This is a genomic window from Fulvivirga maritima (genome assembly GCF_021389955.1).
In the GTDB taxonomy this organism is placed as follows: domain Bacteria; phylum Bacteroidota; class Bacteroidia; order Cytophagales; family Cyclobacteriaceae; genus Fulvivirga; species Fulvivirga maritima.
The window spans coordinates 4,021,805-4,037,846 of the sequence record NZ_CP089980.1; the positions used below are offsets into that span (position 1 = coordinate 4,021,805).

Annotated in this window: 13 protein-coding genes; 7 read left to right on the forward strand and 6 right to left on the reverse strand. The window is 39.0% G+C overall.

The window, feature by feature from the left end:
• The first annotated feature begins 42 nt into the window (after positions 1-42).
• The 4 genes from LVD15_RS17040 to LVD15_RS17055 all read left to right on the forward strand — a co-directional run bounded on the left by LVD15_RS17040 (position 43) and on the right by LVD15_RS17055 (position 5,468).
• On the forward strand, positions 43-426 hold the full coding sequence (locus LVD15_RS17040; RefSeq protein ID WP_233776426.1) for a SpoIIAA family protein: 384 nt from the start codon (positions 43-45) through the stop codon (positions 424-426).
• Positions 410-2,878: a 3-hydroxyacyl-CoA dehydrogenase/enoyl-CoA hydratase family protein gene (locus LVD15_RS17045; RefSeq protein WP_233776427.1), complete on the forward strand. Its 2,469-nt coding sequence runs from the start codon at positions 410-412 to the stop codon at positions 2,876-2,878. The genes LVD15_RS17040 and LVD15_RS17045 overlap by 17 nt, the downstream gene beginning before the upstream one ends.
• Before the next feature lie 73 nt (positions 2,879-2,951).
• Entirely contained in the window at positions 2,952-4,121 is a 1,170-nt protein-coding gene (locus LVD15_RS17050; protein ID WP_233776428.1) for a thiolase family protein, read from the forward strand.
• Between the two features lie 12 nt (positions 4,122-4,133).
• Positions 4,134-5,468, forward strand: a complete 1,335-nt coding sequence (locus tag LVD15_RS17055) for an NAD(P)/FAD-dependent oxidoreductase (protein WP_233776429.1) — start codon at positions 4,134-4,136, stop codon at positions 5,466-5,468.
• Between the two features lie 84 nt (positions 5,469-5,552).
• On the opposite strand, the gene LVD15_RS17060 is transcribed toward LVD15_RS17055, so the two are convergent.
• Both LVD15_RS17060 and LVD15_RS17065 read right to left on the reverse strand, forming a co-directional pair.
• Entirely contained in the window at positions 5,553-6,782 is a 1,230-nt protein-coding gene (locus LVD15_RS17060) for an RNA polymerase sigma factor (RefSeq protein ID WP_233776430.1), read from the reverse strand.
• Position 6,783: 1 nt separating this feature from the next.
• Positions 6,784-7,125, reverse strand: a complete 342-nt coding sequence (locus tag LVD15_RS17065) for a YciI family protein (protein ID WP_233776431.1) — start codon at positions 7,123-7,125, stop codon at positions 6,784-6,786.
• 124 nt (positions 7,126-7,249) lie between these two features.
• Here LVD15_RS17065 and LVD15_RS17070 point away from each other — a divergent pair, with 124 nt between their 5' ends.
• Both LVD15_RS17070 and LVD15_RS17075 read left to right on the forward strand, forming a co-directional pair.
• Positions 7,250-7,645: a globin gene (locus LVD15_RS17070; RefSeq protein WP_233776432.1), complete on the forward strand. Its 396-nt coding sequence runs from the start codon at positions 7,250-7,252 to the stop codon at positions 7,643-7,645.
• A 102-nt stretch (positions 7,646-7,747) separates the two neighbouring features.
• Complete coding sequence (locus LVD15_RS17075) at positions 7,748-8,164, forward strand: globin (protein ID WP_233776433.1); 417 nt, start codon at positions 7,748-7,750, stop codon at positions 8,162-8,164.
• 20 nt (positions 8,165-8,184) lie between these two features.
• Here LVD15_RS17075 and LVD15_RS17080 read toward each other — a convergent pair whose 3' ends face one another.
• The 4 genes from LVD15_RS17080 to LVD15_RS17095 form a co-directional block, all read right to left on the reverse strand.
• Positions 8,185-11,679, reverse strand: a complete 3,495-nt coding sequence (locus LVD15_RS17080) for a PAS domain-containing protein (RefSeq protein ID WP_233776434.1) — start codon at positions 11,677-11,679, stop codon at positions 8,185-8,187.
• Between the two features lie 212 nt (positions 11,680-11,891).
• On the reverse strand, positions 11,892-13,835 hold the full coding sequence (locus LVD15_RS17085) for a M1 family metallopeptidase (protein WP_233776435.1): 1,944 nt from the start codon (positions 13,833-13,835) through the stop codon (positions 11,892-11,894).
• Between the two features lie 242 nt (positions 13,836-14,077).
• Entirely contained in the window at positions 14,078-14,599 is a 522-nt protein-coding gene (locus LVD15_RS17090) for a TlpA family protein disulfide reductase (protein ID WP_233776436.1), read from the reverse strand.
• Positions 14,600-14,605: 6 nt separating this feature from the next.
• Positions 14,606-15,175 (reverse strand): hypothetical protein, encoded by a 570-nt coding sequence (locus tag LVD15_RS17095; RefSeq protein WP_233776437.1) that lies wholly within the window; start codon positions 15,173-15,175, stop codon positions 14,606-14,608.
• A 225-nt stretch (positions 15,176-15,400) separates the two neighbouring features.
• Here LVD15_RS17095 and LVD15_RS17100 point away from each other — a divergent pair, with 225 nt between their 5' ends.
• Complete coding sequence (locus LVD15_RS17100) at positions 15,401-16,042, forward strand: inorganic pyrophosphatase (protein ID WP_233776438.1); 642 nt, start codon at positions 15,401-15,403, stop codon at positions 16,040-16,042.

Sequence of the window (16,042 nt, forward strand, 5' to 3'; positions counted from 1 at the left end):
AAGGAAATAGCAAATATGAAACTAACCTAAAATAAAATATCCATGATTCAAATAATCACAGACAAATATGAAGATACCGTGGCTATAAAGATGTCCGGTAAGCTCAGTCAGGAAGATTACCAAGTGGTAGTGCCCCTGTTAGAAAATAAGATAGAGCTATATGGCAAGATCAATATTTATTGTGAAGTAATAGAAGTGTCCAGTATGAAGCCCGGCGCCATTTGGGAGGATTTGAAATTTGATGCCAAGCATTTCAAAAACTTCAATCGTGTAGCCATAGTAGGAGAGAGGGGCTGGCTTGATTGGCTTTCCACCTTCGCTAAGCCTTTCACCACCGCTGAAATAAAGTATTATAGTAATAATGAAAAAGCAAAAGCAATGGATTGGGTAGTAAGAGGAAAGGAGGAGTATGAAGCGCAACATTAAAAATGTCGCTGTTTTAGGTTCAGGTACTATGGGGTCTCAGATAGCCTGTCATTTTGCGAATATTGGAGTAAGGGTGCTGTTGCTAGATATTGCTCCGAAAGAGCTGAATGATGAGGAGAAGAAAAAAGGCCTTAAGCTTGAAGACAAGGAGGTCAAAAACAGGATTGTGAATGGAAGCTTGCAAAAAGTGGCTAAGATGAAGCCTGCCCCTCTTTATAAAAAGGAGTATATCAATCGTATAAAGACCGGTAACTTTGATGATAATTTAGAAGAAATAGCCGATGCCGACTGGGTAATAGAGGCTGTAGTGGAGAAGAAAGATATTAAGGCTTCTTTATATGAAAAGGTAGAAAAGCACAGAAAGGATAATACCATTGTTTCTACCAATACTTCGGGTATTCCTATTCATGATTTAGTAGAAGGAAGAAGCGAGAGTTTCAAAAAGCATTTTCTGGGTACACACTTTTTTAATCCACCCAGGTACTTGGAGCTGTTAGAGCTTATACCATCACCGGAAACTGATCGTGAACTGGTAAGCTTCATTAGTGAATATGGAGACAAATATTTAGGAAAAACAACTGTAGTTTGTCATGATACTCCGGCATTTATAGGCAACCGAATAGGTACTTATTGTACCATGCTTACCCTTGAGCTGATGCAAAAATTGGAGCTCTATGTAGAAGAGGTGGATGTTCTTACAGGTAAGTTTGTAGGTAGACCCAAAAGCGCCACTTTTAGAACAGCCGATTTAGTAGGACTTGATATTCTTGCTGATGTTGCAGAAGGCATTTATAATAATTGCCCTCAGGATGAAGAAAGAGAAATATTCAAACTTCCTGATTTCATCAAGACTATGCTCGAGAATGGTTGGTTGGGAGAGAAAAAAGGACAGGGGTTCTATAAAAAAGAGAAGGATAAAGAGGGAAATACCACTATTCTGGCTCTTGATCTTAAAGATTTGTCTTATCATGAAAAGGATAAGCCACGTTTCGCCATAATAGATGAGGTAAAGAAAAAGGACAGTACTGAAGACAAGCTGGAAGCTTTCGAGGCTGGCAGCACGTCTACCGTAGGCACTTTTAAGAAGATGTATCTCAATATATTCGGTAGTGATAATGACAAAGCAATTGCCTTTTTCAGAGAGTTCTACTACAGGTTATTTGCCTACTGCTCTCATAGAATCCCCGAGATAACCGGAGATCTGTATAAAGTAGACGAAGCCATTAAGGCTGGCTATAATTGGGAATATGGTCCTTTTGAAATTTGGGATATTCTGGGCTTTGAAGAAACCTATAAGCACATGGAAAAAGCCGATTGCCTACCAGCTGATTGGGTGCATTCCATGCAAATGAAGGGTTATAAATCATTTTATAAGGTGGAAGATGGTTATAGGAAATACTATGATCAGCAAGCCGGAACTTATAAAATAGTACCGGGTACTGATGAGGTTATCTATCTGGATAATTATCGCGATAAGCATACTATTTTCCAAAATGAAGAAAGTAATGTGCTGGATATTGGCGATGACATTTTGCTGGTGGAGTTTACTTCTAAGAGTAATTCTATTGGCTTAGGAGTAATGGAAGGTATTAATAAGGCCATTGACTTAGCAGAAGATGAATCTATGGATTATAAGGGAGTGCTGATAGGTAATGAAGGGGAGAATTTCTCTGTGGGTGCTAATCTGGGAATGATAGCCATCAATGCTTTCAAAGGTAAAACAGATGTGGTAGAAAAGGCGGTAGACTCATTTCAGGAGATGTCTATGAGAATCAGGTATTCTTCTGTTCCGGTGGTGAGTGCTGTACATGGCAGGGTGCTGGGAGGCGGAGCTGAAATAGCTATGCATTCTGATGCAGTACAAGCCGCAGCGGAGAGTTATATTGGTTTGGTAGAAGTAGGTGCCGGCCTTATTCCAGGAGGTGGAGGTACTAAGGAATTTACGAAAAGGGCCGCTGACTCTTTTGCAGAAGCAGACCCCAATACAGAACATGTGCAGCACAGGCTCATGACTATAGCGCAGGCTAACACGGGTATGTCAGCTCATCAGTCCTTTGATTTGGGCTATTTAGAGGCCTCGCGTGATAGTATTACCATGAATAAAAGGAGGGTAATTACTGATGCTAAGATGCGGCTATTACAAATTTTAGATAAAGGCTATGCGCCGCCAGATAGAACTAAAGTGAAGGTTTTAGGTAGAAGCGCTTTGTCGTTTTTCTATACTGCCATTGTAGGGATGAAATATGGCCATTACATCACTGAATATGAAGAGGAAATAGCTCGTAAGCTGGCTTATGTGATGACGGGTGGTGATGTAACAGGGGAAATAGAAGTTTCAGAGAAATACCTGCTCAATCTGGAGAAGCAAGCTTTCATGGAGCTGGTTCAGAATAAAAAGACCCTGAAGCGGATAGAAAGTTTATTAAAGAAAGGCAAACCATTGAGAAATTAGAAATCAGCAATTTTTAGGGAAGGGTAGCAGTACTATTCCTAATTACATTTCTCAACACTTAACTAAGAAAATAATGGACGCATATATTGTAAAAGCATATAGAACAGCAGTAGGAAAGGCTGATAAGGGAGGCTTCAGGCATACACGTGCTGATGACCTTGCTGTATCAGTAATCAAACATATTATGGCGCAGGTGCCAGATCTTGACCCCGAACAAGTAGATGATGTGATCGTGGGTAACGCGGTGCCGGAGGCAGAGCAAGGCCTACAGATGGGGCGCTGGATTGCTCTGATGGCTTTAGGCAAAGAAGTGCCGGGAGTAATCGTAAATAGATACTGCGCTTCCGGGTTGGAAACTATGGCTATGGCTACGGCCAAAATACAATCGGGCATGGCCAGTTGCATTATAGCTGGCGGTGCCGAATCAATGTCGCAGGTGCCGACCAGAGGCTGGAAAACGTCGCCTAATTATAAAACCTCTACAGATCATGCAGATTACTTTATTGGCATGGGGCTTACTGGAGAAGAAGTGGCTTCTAAGTATAAAATCACACGTGAAGATCAGGATCAGTTTGCCTATAAAAGTCATATCAATGCTATAAATGCCATAGAAAACGGCCTTTTTAAAAATGAGATAGTGCCGGTAGAAGTAGAGGAGGTTTGGGAAGAAAATGATGAGAGGGTTTCTAAGAAATTTATTGTGGATACAGATGAAGGCCCCAGAAAGGATACTTCTCTTGAAGTGCTAGGTAAGCTAAAACCTGTTTTCCGCCAGGGAGGTACTGTAACCGCAGGTAACTCATCACAACGGTCTGATGGTGCGGCCTTTACTTTAATAATGTCTGAGAAGATGGTTAAGGAACTAGGTGTGGAACCAATTGCACGCATTAAGGCCTGTGCTTCCGCAGGTGTGGATCCGCGAATAATGGGAATAGGGCCCGTAGAGGCCGTTCCTAAGGTGTTGAAGCAGGCTGGCATGAAACTTTCAGAAATACAGATGGTAGAGCTTAATGAGGCTTTTGCTGCTCAGTCAGTAGCAGTAATAAGAGAACTGGATCTTGACCCTGACATAGTTAATGTGAATGGCGGGGCCATAGCACTAGGGCACCCGTTAGGCTGTACGGGCTGTAAACTGTCAGTACAAATGATACACGAGCTAAAAAGAAGAAAGCAGAAGTATGGAGTAGTGACTGCTTGTGTAGGCGGAGGACAGGGGATAGCCGGTATTATTGAAGTGCTTTAACATTAAAAAATTATGGAAGAGTTAGTATTAACAGAACCCAAAGAAGAAACAATAGTAGAAGAGCAAGCACCCAAAAAAGTCAATGTGGACTTGGGCATACCAAGGACAGAGCGCAAGCGGCTGGTGATAATAGGCGGTGGGTTTGCAGGGCTTCATTTGGTGAAGAAGTTAGATAAATCTGACTACCAAATAGTTTTAATAGATAAACATAATCATCATAATTTTCAGCCGCTACTTTATCAGGTAGCTACTTCAGGATTAGAAGCTGATTCTATTGCTTACCCTCTTAGAAAGGTGCTGGCAGATCATGATGATTATCATTTTAGAATGGGTGAGGCTCAGGAAATAAGGCCTTATGAAAATGTGCTAGTTACTGATAAAGGTAATATTGCCTATGACTATCTGGTAATAGCTACCGGAGCAAAAACTAATTATTTTGGAATGGAGAACGTAGCTAAACATGCGTACCCTATGAAGAGTGTAGCTCAGGCTATGAAGTTGAGAAACACCATTCTTGAAAATTATGAAAAGGCCTTATTAACCAATAATCTGGATGAAAGGGAAGAACTAATGAACATAGTCATAGCCGGCGGCGGACCTACAGGAGTGGAGATGGCTGGTGCTTTGGCTGAGTTTAAAAGGTATATCATGCCTCATGACTATCCTGATTTAAATATTGAGAGATCAAAAATATATTTAGTAGAGTTAATGCCAGAGTTGCTTCCTCCCATGTCTAATGTAGCTTCAGAAAAGTCTAAAGAATATCTGCAAAAGATGGGGGTGATTGTTAAAACAGAAACGAAGATAGAAGACTATAATGGCCAAGTGGTAAAAACTGATAAGGGAGATATTCCTTCTCGTATGCTTATCTGGACGGGAGGTGTATCTGCAGCCAGCATACCAGGTCTTCCAGATGAGGTGATGGCTAAAGGTGGTAGAATAAAATGTAATGCTTTTGGTCAGGTAGAAGGGTTTGAGAGTATTTATGCCCTGGGAGATGTGGCTAAGTTTGATTCCGAAGATTTTCCGAAAGGTCACCCTCAGCTGGCAGCTGTGGCGGTAGATCAAGGTAAGTTCTTAGGCGAACATTTTAGCAGATTGTACAAAGGAGATGATTTGAAGCCTTATAAATACAATGACAAAGGTAGCATGGCAACAGTAGGCCGTACCAAAGCAGTGGTAGATTTGCCTAAATGGAAATTTCAAGGTGCTTTTGCCTGGTTTGTATGGTTGGGAGTGCATTTGTTTTCTCTCATAGGCTTTAGAAATAAGATAGTGACCTTTACTAATTGGGTGTCTAACTATTTTAGTAGAGATAGACATAGTAGGGTAATTATAAAAGATTGATTATTTTATAAATAAGACAGTATAAGTTGAAAGATTGATGCGGCCTTTTTCGGGTAAAACCGGAAAAGGCTTCATTGTTTTTGGTTAATTTATAAGTTTGAGCTCATCTAATTTTTTCTGTATAGAAAGCTTTTCAGCAGGGATTTGTGCTACACTTAGTGCTTCCAAATAGTAGTCAACTACTTTTTGTGTTTGCTGAAAATGCCTGTAAAGCATGGCCTTGGTGCATAAATAGGCCAAGTTAGACTCTAAACCTTTTATCGTATCTATTTGCTGTAAAGCTTTTTCTGAATCTCCTTGGTAATGTAAGGCTATGCAATAATTAAGGCGCACAAACGGAGAAGGAGATAAAGCTTTGAGTTGCTCATAAAGCCTGAGAATCGCTGTCCAGTTGGTGTTTTCAAAGTTTTTAGCCAGACAATGAATGGACGCGATACCTGCTTCCAGATGATATCTCGATCGTACTTCGGTGAGCTGATTAGCCTGATTTAAATGACTGATGCCCTTCATAATGAGCTCATAATCCCAAAGGCTTCTATCCTGGTCTTTTAACTCCATCAATTCTCCATCCGGAGATATTCTGCTGCTAAAGCGAGCTACATTAAATATCATTAAAGAAAAAAGTGCATGAGTATCGGGCGTGTTAAGCTGAGGACTATCTAATAAAAGCCTGGTGAGGCGCATGGCTTGCAGGCAGAGGTCTTTTCTTATTAACTGATTGCCTGCAGAGGCTTTATAGCCTTCGTTAAAAATCAGATATAATACCTGATGTACTATATTAAGGCGGGCTTTAGACTGCAGTCTAAAAGGTACTTTCAGCAGAAGGTTTTTAGTTCTAATTTCAGATCGGGTACGGCTTAGTACTTTTTTTACGGCTTCCCTTGTCATTCCTAAGCCTAATGCTATTTCATGCTCTTTAAAGGAGGCTACCGTTTTAAGAGTAAGTATGATTTGTGCTTTAGTAGAAAAATCAGGATGGCAAGTAGCGAAAAGGAGCCTCAGTTGATTGTCTCTCAGCTCATCAGGAAGCCAGATTTCAGGGAATGCCTGGGGCTGATCTGAGAGACCATCGAGTGAGAGCAATTTTTTATTTAATTCATTGATGCATTTGTTTTTACATACCTTAAATAGCCATGCTTTTGGGTTGTCAGGCAGGCCATTAACCTCCCAATTTTTTATTGCAGAAATAAAGGTTTCCTGCACTATATCTTCTGCTGCCTGTAGTTGGTTTAATTTAAAATAAACCACCAGAGAAGAGATTAATACTCCAGCGTACTCCCGGTACAGGTTATCTACTTCTCTGGTAATATTCATCTTAGTATTTCATTACAGGTCTAACCTCCAGGGCTCCGCCATTGCTTTTAAAGATAGGGCAGGTTTTACTCAGTTCTACAGCTTCATCCAGGTTAGCTGCTTTAATTAGAATGAAGCCGGTAACTACTTCCTTAGATTCTATAAATGGTCCGTCACTAGATACCTGCTCTTTGGTCATGTATTTTCCTCTGGCCTCAAGCGGCTCTCCGGAAATAAAATGATCAGAAGCGGCAAGGCCTTCTACCCATTGAGTATAAGCTTCTACTTCCAATTGCATTTCTGCGTCAGACATTTTGCTTACCTCGGCTATGTCTTCTCTGATTAGGATTAGAAAATTGTCCATCGTTTTGTATTCAATTTAGTAATTAATTTAATCTATAGACAGGTGAGATTGGGAGATGGGGACAAAAAATATTAAATTATTATAGATGATTTTGTAAGGTTAAAATTATACAACCACCCAAATAATGGAGAAGAGTGATATTGTTCTTGTTAAAAACAGTTACCAGAACTGGGCAGACAACCCTAACCTGATTCTTACTTTTTATGATCAATTACTTAGTGCTGCTCCTGAGCTGGCTCCCATGTTTACTCATACTGATATGGAAAAGCATAATGAGCTCTTGAGGCGGGTAGTAAGCACTCTTATAGCTCATGTTGAAGGTAATGATGAAGCTACAAACTGGTTAAATAGTTTAAAAAACATGCATGCTAAGGATTTAAAGATTGATCCAGCGTACTTTAAAGACTGGAAAAATTCAATGCTTTTCGCTATTGCTGCTCATGATGAGGAGTGGAACCGTGATGTAAACCTTGCATGGGAGCAGCTATTTATATTGGCCGAAAAGTTCATGACTCAATAATCTGATGTTATAAGATGATAAATATCATGATTTAAATATTAGAGAAAGGGCGTCAAATTATAGGTAATCTGGTTAAATTGGCAAACTCGGAATAAACTATATATGGATATTATATTAGATAAGGATATTGTAAAGAAAGTTAAAGATAGCTATGGTAGGTGTCTTAAAGATGGTAATCTGGTAGAAACATTTTATAATTTGTTTTTACAAAGTAGTGATGAGGTGAAAGCCAAATTTGCTAATACAGATTTTGATCAGCAGTTTAAGCTTTTAAGGCATGGATTAAACCTAATGATCCTTTATGCTAGCGGAAATGTGGTGGGTAAATCCGGGCTCTCCAGAATTCAGGAAACCCACAACCGATATCAGATGAACATAGAACCCAGATTTTATGCTTTATGGAAAGATAATCTTCTAAAAGCTGTTGAAAAACATGATAAGGAATTTGATCAGGAGGTGAAAGCAGCCTGGGATAAATTGCTAAGCTCTGGTATAGACTACATCATAGCGGGTTACTGATACCTGCAACTCTTCATTAATTATAAATTCGTTTTTTTAAGAATTTTTCTAATCACATCATCCATGTCATGAGCAGACTGGATCATATGATCTAATAATTGAGCTAAGTTTTCAGGATTGTTTTTTTCCATTTTAATGAGATTGACCAGCCCCATTATTCTTGCTAATGGGGCTCTGGTGCGGTGAGATTGTATCCAGGCAATGGATTTAAGAGCATTGTTCTGTTTTTTGATCTCACTGAGGTATTTTCGGCTTTCAGTAACATCTAATATAGCGCCTACCGATCTTATAGGGTTGCCCTGCTCGTCTCTTATAATGAAGCCTCTGTCTACAACATAGGTCACTTCCTTTTTAAGGGTAAGTATGCGATATTCCTGCTGCCAGTATGTTTGGTTTTCGTCTTGCATGGCCTGGTTTATGGAGTTCCATACTTCATCTTTGTCTTCTCTGTGTATAATGGCATACCAGGAGTTTTCCATAGATTGCATAGCCTCTTCAAGCTGATAGCCAAGAATTTTTGCGTAAGTTGGGCTCCTTTGTATGTGGCCGGTCTTATGATCCCAATCCCATATAATTTCGTTTGTGGCTCGCATAGCCAGTTCAAAGCGCTCTTTACTTATTCTAAGATCTTCCTCATACTCTTTTTGCTTGGTTATGTCTTGCACTGTACCTTCAACAAGGTATGGCTTGCCGTCTTTGTCCTTTTTTACATTGATATGCTGGTGCACCCACTTCACTTTATTATCACGAGTAATAATGCGGTTTTGAAAATCATAATCAGCATCAGGTACTTTTTCTAGTAAATGGCGGTCAGCAGGATGAAAAGTGGCGGTGATATTTTCTCTGGAGGGAACAAATTCACCTGGGTGAAAACCATAAATTTGATAGGTCTCTTTGGTCCATTCTGCAATGTTTTCGTCTAATTTTCTACTCCAGTAACCCAGCTGAGCTATTTCTTGAGCCTTTTTAATCTTTTCATTGGCTTGGCGTAAATTAATTTCTACCTCTTTTTGAGCTGTAATGTCTTTTCCTACATTAAAAATTACACGTTCTTCTTTTTTTACCTGTGAGGTGCTGTGAAACCAGAGTACTTTTTTGTCTTTGCTCAGTACTCTTATTTCACGTTGATAATCAGTGTTTTTTTCTATGGAGGCTTCTAACATCTCTTGGAAGGTATGCAGATCTTCAGGGTGAATGATGTCTTTTACTCGTGTATTAATTAACTCATCTTCTTTATAGCCTAATAGTTTATAGAAAGTGCTGTTTACTTTTTTAAACCGACCATCATAACCAATTATACTGAGTAAATCTGATGAAATATGAAAGAAGTTATTGAATATATCTTCAGTGATTTTATGCTTGAGCACGGCTCCGATTTGTGAACCCACATTAGACAAAAGATTTTCTAGCTGCTGTATTTCATTATTGCTTTTAGATAGCAGAAGGAAGGCACCTAAAAACTGATCATTATAAATAATGGGTACACCCAGGGCGGTAGTTAAGCCAGTCATGGCTGCCGATGTTTTTCTAATAAATTTGGCGTTTTCATGAATGTTTCGCCATAGCTTAGTTTTCTTGATTTCCCATACATGGCCGGGAAGTCCTTCTCCGTATTTAAAAGAGGAGATATTATTAGAATTCTGATAAAATCGTATGTTTTTTTCTTCCTTAATGGCATAGCTCACCATATTAATCTGGCTATTATCAATGGAGGTGATCCAGGCTTCACAGGCTTCAATTTCTGGTAACTGGAGCAATATTTCCAGAGCGGCATAAAGCCTGATTTCCAAAGAGCCAGGGTGACCTATGCAGCTGGAAAGAGAAAGTATGAGCTGCTCTTCTTCTTTTTCTCTTATTTCTTCACTAATGTCTCTTACAGCACCAATGAGTCTGACAGCTATTCCTTTTTCATTTCGTACTATATAGCCAGAGTCCATTACATAGGCATAGGTGCCGTCTCCACGTTTTAGGCGGTATTGCTGAAAACATTTTTTGGACTTTTTGTCGTTCAGCTTATTTTGCAAATCTTCATAACAGTGCTCTACTTCATCAGGGTGCAGGTGCGCTTTCCAAAAGTCGCTGTCTATTTTTGCATCTTTAGGATAGCCAAATATTTTAGAAAGAGACTCTCCAGTTCGCATTACTTCTCCTGTTTTTAAGTTCCAGTCATAGATATGATCTTGGGTGGCCAGAGAAGCCAGGCGGTATCTTTCATTGGCCATTTTAAGTTCTTCAGCATGCATTATGTCTTTGGTAACATCATGTGAAGTGGTAAGAATGCCGCCCACAGCAGGGTCATTAAGCAGGTTCGTGAGCTTGGTCTCCAGCCATCTCCAGTTACCTTTAGCATCTTTAAAGCGGTAGGGAGAAACCGTTACTGTCTTTTTATGAATACACTCTGACAGTGAATTCTTGATCATTTTTAAATCTTCAGGGTGTATATAGTCAAACACATTCTGACTATAAAACTGTTCTGGCTCGTAGCCTAATCCTGAAATGGAAGTGGGCGTTACATAGAGGTAATTACCATCTGTATCTATCACTGCAATAAGGTCCAGGCCTTCCTGCACTAATGACTTGAATTTATTCTCTTGATGTTGAAGTTCTTTGAAAGTGTTTTTTATTTCTATAATGCGGCTTATAGACTCTACAAATGTATCTAGAAAATTAAGGTCGCTATCTTTCCATGATCTTTCTATACCGCAGTCATCAATACACACTATTCCATAAAATTTGCTTTTTAAAAATACAGGCAGTATTAGTATAGATTTTATACCCTCTGATTCCAGAAATTTTTTAATGTCAGAATCAATCAGTTCAGAAACAGTTGTCACTATTTTTTTTCCTTTATGAAGGGTATTGGCAAAGCGAGGCACCTGGTAATACTGTATTTTTTCCAGAGAGATAGAAGGGATTAATTTGTATCTCCATTCTACGGTTTTAGAAGCACTCCAATTGCTTATTTGGTCAAAAGGCTGGTTTTCAAGAAAATAGACACGGTCAACCTGTAAGGTATGACCTATAATGTCAAAGCTTTGCTCTAGAGCTGATTCCAGATCTGTGTTATTAATGAGTACCGAATTAATGTCAGAAATGGCAGTTAGTATCTTTTCATGTGTTCTTATTTCTGCCTTTTGTTTTATCTCCTCGCTTATATCTCTTATTAATAGTGCAACCAGTTCTATATCTTCTTCATAAAATACTTCGCCTACTAATTTAGCATAGAAGTACTGGCCATTCTTTCTGGTATGATTCCAAATAGCCTCTTTGGAAGGGGAGTTGTCATTAAGCCAGTGTATGTATTTAAACTTATCAAGAGGAGTAAAGAGGTCCGTTATTTTTAGCGAAGTAAACTCTTCTGTAGTGTATCCATATTTTTGAGCTGCGATAGGGTTGGCTCTGATAATGTTATGAGATTCTGTTTCGAACACTAACATAGGGAATGGTGATAAATTGAATATAGCTCTACTTTCAGAGTTATATCCATTCCTTTCCGTTACGCTGGTCTTACTCATATCAGGAATTTAGGTATAATGGTGAGTATGTTAATTTAATGAAAATTATATACATATTATAGTTGATGGCTTGATTAAAAGGAATATAAAGGGAAGGAAAACTGAAAGTGGAAAAGGAATAAGGTGCAGGATGATAGCATGAAAAAAGCCCTTTAACAAATAATCCAGGTTTGTTAAAGGGCTAGTGTAGAGTTAGTTATAGGAGTGTTGCTTTACTTGGCGCTCCAGGTGTTATTGTCTCTGTTTACATCTGGCAGCTGCTTTTCAGCATCTAATTCTACTTTTATGATGTTTTTGCCATACTCCTCTTTGAATACGTAGGTATCTCCCTGCATCCATACCTCTACAGGTAAGTGGTAGTTCTTTACTTCACCACCAGCCAATGTTACCTTTAATAAAACAGGCATAGGCATTTTTTCATTGTTTTTGATGGTAATCTCCTTTTGCTCTTTAGAGTTATCTACTTTTATCAGCTCTTGATCTAACTTCCAGTTTTCTATGAACCAGCCTTTCCAGAGCCAGTTGAGTTCTTCGCCAGTATAGCTGTTCATTATTCTAAAGAAGTCCTCAGGAGAGGGGTGCTTGTAAGCCCATTCATGAGTATACTTTTGGAAGGCGTAATCGAACTGATCATGCGTAAGGATCACCTCTCTCAGGAGTACCAGCCCATAAGCAGATTTGAAGTATTCTAAAGGGTGTACATCGGCTCTAGTGAGTGCATCTGCCTTGCTCATTACAGGTTGAGCTCCTTCTTTAGTGATGATTGGTATAATTTCATCAGTAGGGTTGCCGCCGCCGGGTGCATATTCTCCATCTCTTTTAGGAGAGAATTCACCATTGTTATAGTCTTCATGCGCATAGATATCTATAAAAGTGTTAAACCCTTCATCCATCCAGGCATCTCTTCTTTCGTTAGTGCCCACTATCATAGGGAACCAGTTGTGGCCTATTTCATGAGATACAAGTAAGAAGAGAGTGTATTCGGTGGCTTTATAGCTATCAAAGGTTATTCCGGGGTATTCCATTCCACCTACAGGGCCACCCACATTAATGGCGGCAGGGTAGGGGTACACAAACCATTTTTCAGAGAAGATTTCTAATGATCTTTTCAGAAATTCTGATGCTCTGCCCCAGGCTTTATCACCAGCGCTCTCTACTGGGTAGTAGCTCATGGCTAAAGAAGTTTGTCCATCAGGCAGGTTGGCTCGAACGGCATCCCACATAAAAGCTTTAGAAGCAGCCCAGGCCACATCGCGTGTATTTTTCATGGTGTAATGCCAGGTTACCCAGCCGTCTTTACCTTTTTGAGTAGCCGATTTTTTCAGGTCTTTCTCAGATCTGATCATTACAGTCTCGTCAGAGGTTTTGGCTTTTTCATATTGCTTAAGTTCAGACTTGGTAAGCGTTTCTTCTGGGTTCATAAGCTCGCCTGAGCCAGCCATTAAGTAACCTTCTGGCAATGCCACGGTATAGTCAATATCTCCATAGTCCAGGTAAAACTCGCCACTACCAAGGAACGGTAAGGTGTTCCAACCTCTGAGGTCATCATACACACACATTCTAGGATACCAGTAGGCTACTTCGAATATCTGACCATTTTCTGAATCCATATAACCGGATCTGCCTCTTTCGGCCAGTAAAAAATCATAATCAATTCTTATTTTAATATTACCACCCTGAGCTTTGGTTGCATCTTTTAGCCTGATGTGCATGCGTGTTCCTATTACTCGGAAGTCTGCTTCTTCCCAGCTGGTGCCTTGTTGAATCTCTACTTTTTTGATAGTGAAGCCATTGCTGCCGTCATCCTCTGCAAAAGAACCTCGCATGGCGGCACCCCGGCTATCCTTTTTATTGCCATTATGTACCAGCTGCAGCCAAAGCTGATCTAGTGAATTAGGACTTTCATTAGTATAGTCTATAGTTACTATTCCACTTAGCCTTTGCGTGGCAGGATCAAATTTGGCATCTATATTATAATCAGCACTGTTTTGCCAGTATTCAGCTCCGGGTCGGCCATCGGCACTCCTGAAGAGGTTACCTCCTGTAGTATAAAAGGAAGGTGAGAAGGCTTCGTGGTAATCATACGTTGACTTTTCTTGTGCAAAAGCTAGCATATTGAAGCAAAAAAGAGCTATCAATAAGTAAATTTTCTTCATAATTAGAGTTTTCGTTAATTAGAAAATGAATAGTAATAAAGTAGTGCGTAGTTACAGGGGTAAACAAAAATGCTTATAATAAAGCTGCGGAACAAAAGTCAGATTATAAGTTATATAAGCGGTGTGGTTGAGGTATGAATATAATTTTGGTTCTGAATAAGGAGTTTAAATAAAAAAGGCCGCTTAAAAGAGTGGGTTAAAACTCCTTTAAGCGGCCTGCTAGAAAATGCTTTCTTTAATTTTTATTTCAGTAAAATAGCCTCTACCTGCTTATCTTTAGCTTTAATGGCTTTTGGCATTATTACATTACCTTCTTCATCCAGAATAACGTATCTGGGAATCCAGTCTAAATTAATGTAATTAGTCAGTTCGTTTTTCCAACCTTGGTTTAACCAATAATGATCACCCACTAACTCGTATTTATCAAGAGCGGCTAGCCATTTATCTTCTTCTCGGTCAAGAGAAAGGAATACATATTCTACATTATCATCTGTTTTGCCCATCAGCTCTTTAAGGTCAGGCATGCCAGCTAAACAATCTTTACACCAGCTGGCCCAGAAGTCTAAAAATACTTTCTTGCCTTCGTGCTTCTTTATTATCTCTTCAAAAGTGATTTTAGCTCCTGCAGTGGTTGTGAGCTGCATTTGACGCACGCTGTCAGGAAATTGCTGCTGAGTAACATAATCAGGCACTGGCTGATTTTGGGCATTACAAAACCCTGCTATAAAAAATAACAGGGTGAGGGTAAATAAGCTTTTTTTCATCTAGAGTTAGTTACTTCTAATATCGTCTAATTTATTTCGCTCTGTCTGAAGGTCTCTGCGCAGTTTCATTTGTTTTTCCAGCGCATTTCGTTTGTATTCTTCAAACTCTTCGTGGAGTCTGTCATAGTCTCCAGTTTTCTTTTTGGCCACCTTATTATTGTCTTTATACTTGTAAATAATAATGCCAAGAGCTACTAATAACGCAATTATAATTGTGTAGGTTATGATTTTAAAGCTTTCTTTTTCTATGTCTATGCCTAGCGCTTCTATATGTGTGGCTAAATAATCTTTAGCACCAATGGCTTCATCCTTTTCCGTAATGGTGGTTTTTAGTTTCGAGATTTCGCTCTGCTGGTTAGTGATTTGAGTATTCGCTTCTGATAATTTTTGCTTAGATTGACTCACAGAATCCTGGACTACTTTCCAAAAATCGGCTAATTCCGTTTGTTCTATTACTTTATAACTTTTGTATGTTCCAGAGTTTTCTTTTAGGTTCGCAAACTGATCATCAAGGGTTTGAGCTGATACACTGTAACCAACCATGCAAAAAATTATGAATACTAGTTTTATTTTCATTCCTCTATATTTATACTGTAGTTTAAATTGCAAATTGTGTCGCTAAACTAACCAACAAATCTTATAAAAAATAAACTCACTTGAGGCAATAAAAATATTTATCGTTTAAACACTTTTTTTTCCGATAAGTGAGCTAAAGATTATTATTGTAATAATTTAACCCATTTAGACTAAACAATCAAAAATACATTACGTTAGAATCTTAAATTTTAAAAAATGGCAAATATGTCCGATAGTATTAAACCTTACATGTCTCATCCATGGCATGGTATCTCTGCTGGTACGCAGGCCCCAGAAGTCTTAAACGCTTTTATAGAAATGACTCCTGCTGATTCTGTTAAATATGAAATAGATAAAGCATCTGGCTTTTTAAAAGTAGACAGACCTCAAAAATTCTCAAACATTGTTCCTGCGTTATACGGTTTTGTGCCTCAAACGTATTGTGCAGAGCAGGTAGCTTCTTTATGTATGGGAGCCACTAATAAAGAAAATATTATCGGTGATGGTGACCCATTAGATATTTGTGTGCTTACAGAAAGAAATATAATTCAAGGAAATATTCTTGTGCCTGCTATACCTATCGGTGGTTTCCGTATGATAGACGGAGGAGAGGCTGATGATAAAATCATTGCTATCCTTAAAGGAGATGAGGTATTCCAAGATTGGCATTCTTTAGAAGATTGTCCTGATTCTTTGATCAATAGACTGAAACATTACTTCCTTACTTATAAGCAAATGCCAGGTGAAGAAGATCACCAAACTGAAATTGCTGAAATTTATGGCAAAGAAAAAGCCTATGAAGTAATAAAAGCTAGCCAGATGGACTATGATTTGCACTATAAAGGTGAGAAATTAGTCACTAAATAA

What these genes read in the sequence shown, in the direction of transcription:
- LVD15_RS17085 (WP_233776435.1), bottom strand. Translation starts at nt 13,835, where the DNA reads ATGAAGAAAATTTACTTATTGATAGCTCTTTTTTGCTTCAATATGCTA.
- LVD15_RS17065 (WP_233776431.1), bottom strand. Translation starts at nt 7,125, where the DNA reads ATGGACAATTTTCTAATCCTAATCAGAGAAGACATAGCCGAGGTAAGC.
- LVD15_RS17060 (WP_233776430.1), bottom strand. Translation starts at nt 6,782, where the DNA reads ATGAATATTACCAGAGAAGTAGATAACCTGTACCGGGAGTACGCTGGA.
- LVD15_RS17090 (WP_233776436.1), bottom strand. Translation starts at nt 14,599, where the DNA reads ATGAAAAAAAGCTTATTTACCCTCACCCTGTTATTTTTTATAGCAGGG.
- LVD15_RS17080 (WP_233776434.1), bottom strand. Translation starts at nt 11,679, where the DNA reads ATGAGTAAGACCAGCGTAACGGAAAGGAATGGATATAACTCTGAAAGT.
- LVD15_RS17100 (WP_233776438.1), top strand. Translation starts at nt 15,401, where the DNA reads ATGTCCGATAGTATTAAACCTTACATGTCTCATCCATGGCATGGTATC.
- LVD15_RS17055 (WP_233776429.1), top strand. Translation starts at nt 4,134, where the DNA reads ATGGAAGAGTTAGTATTAACAGAACCCAAAGAAGAAACAATAGTAGAA.
- LVD15_RS17075 (WP_233776433.1), top strand. Translation starts at nt 7,748, where the DNA reads ATGGATATTATATTAGATAAGGATATTGTAAAGAAAGTTAAAGATAGC.
- LVD15_RS17050 (WP_233776428.1), top strand. Translation starts at nt 2,952, where the DNA reads ATGGACGCATATATTGTAAAAGCATATAGAACAGCAGTAGGAAAGGCT.
- LVD15_RS17045 (WP_233776427.1), top strand. Translation starts at nt 410, where the DNA reads ATGAAGCGCAACATTAAAAATGTCGCTGTTTTAGGTTCAGGTACTATG.
- LVD15_RS17070 (WP_233776432.1), top strand. Translation starts at nt 7,250, where the DNA reads ATGGAGAAGAGTGATATTGTTCTTGTTAAAAACAGTTACCAGAACTGG.
- LVD15_RS17040 (WP_233776426.1), top strand. Translation starts at nt 43, where the DNA reads ATGATTCAAATAATCACAGACAAATATGAAGATACCGTGGCTATAAAG.
- LVD15_RS17095 (WP_233776437.1), bottom strand. Translation starts at nt 15,175, where the DNA reads ATGAAAATAAAACTAGTATTCATAATTTTTTGCATGGTTGGTTACAGT.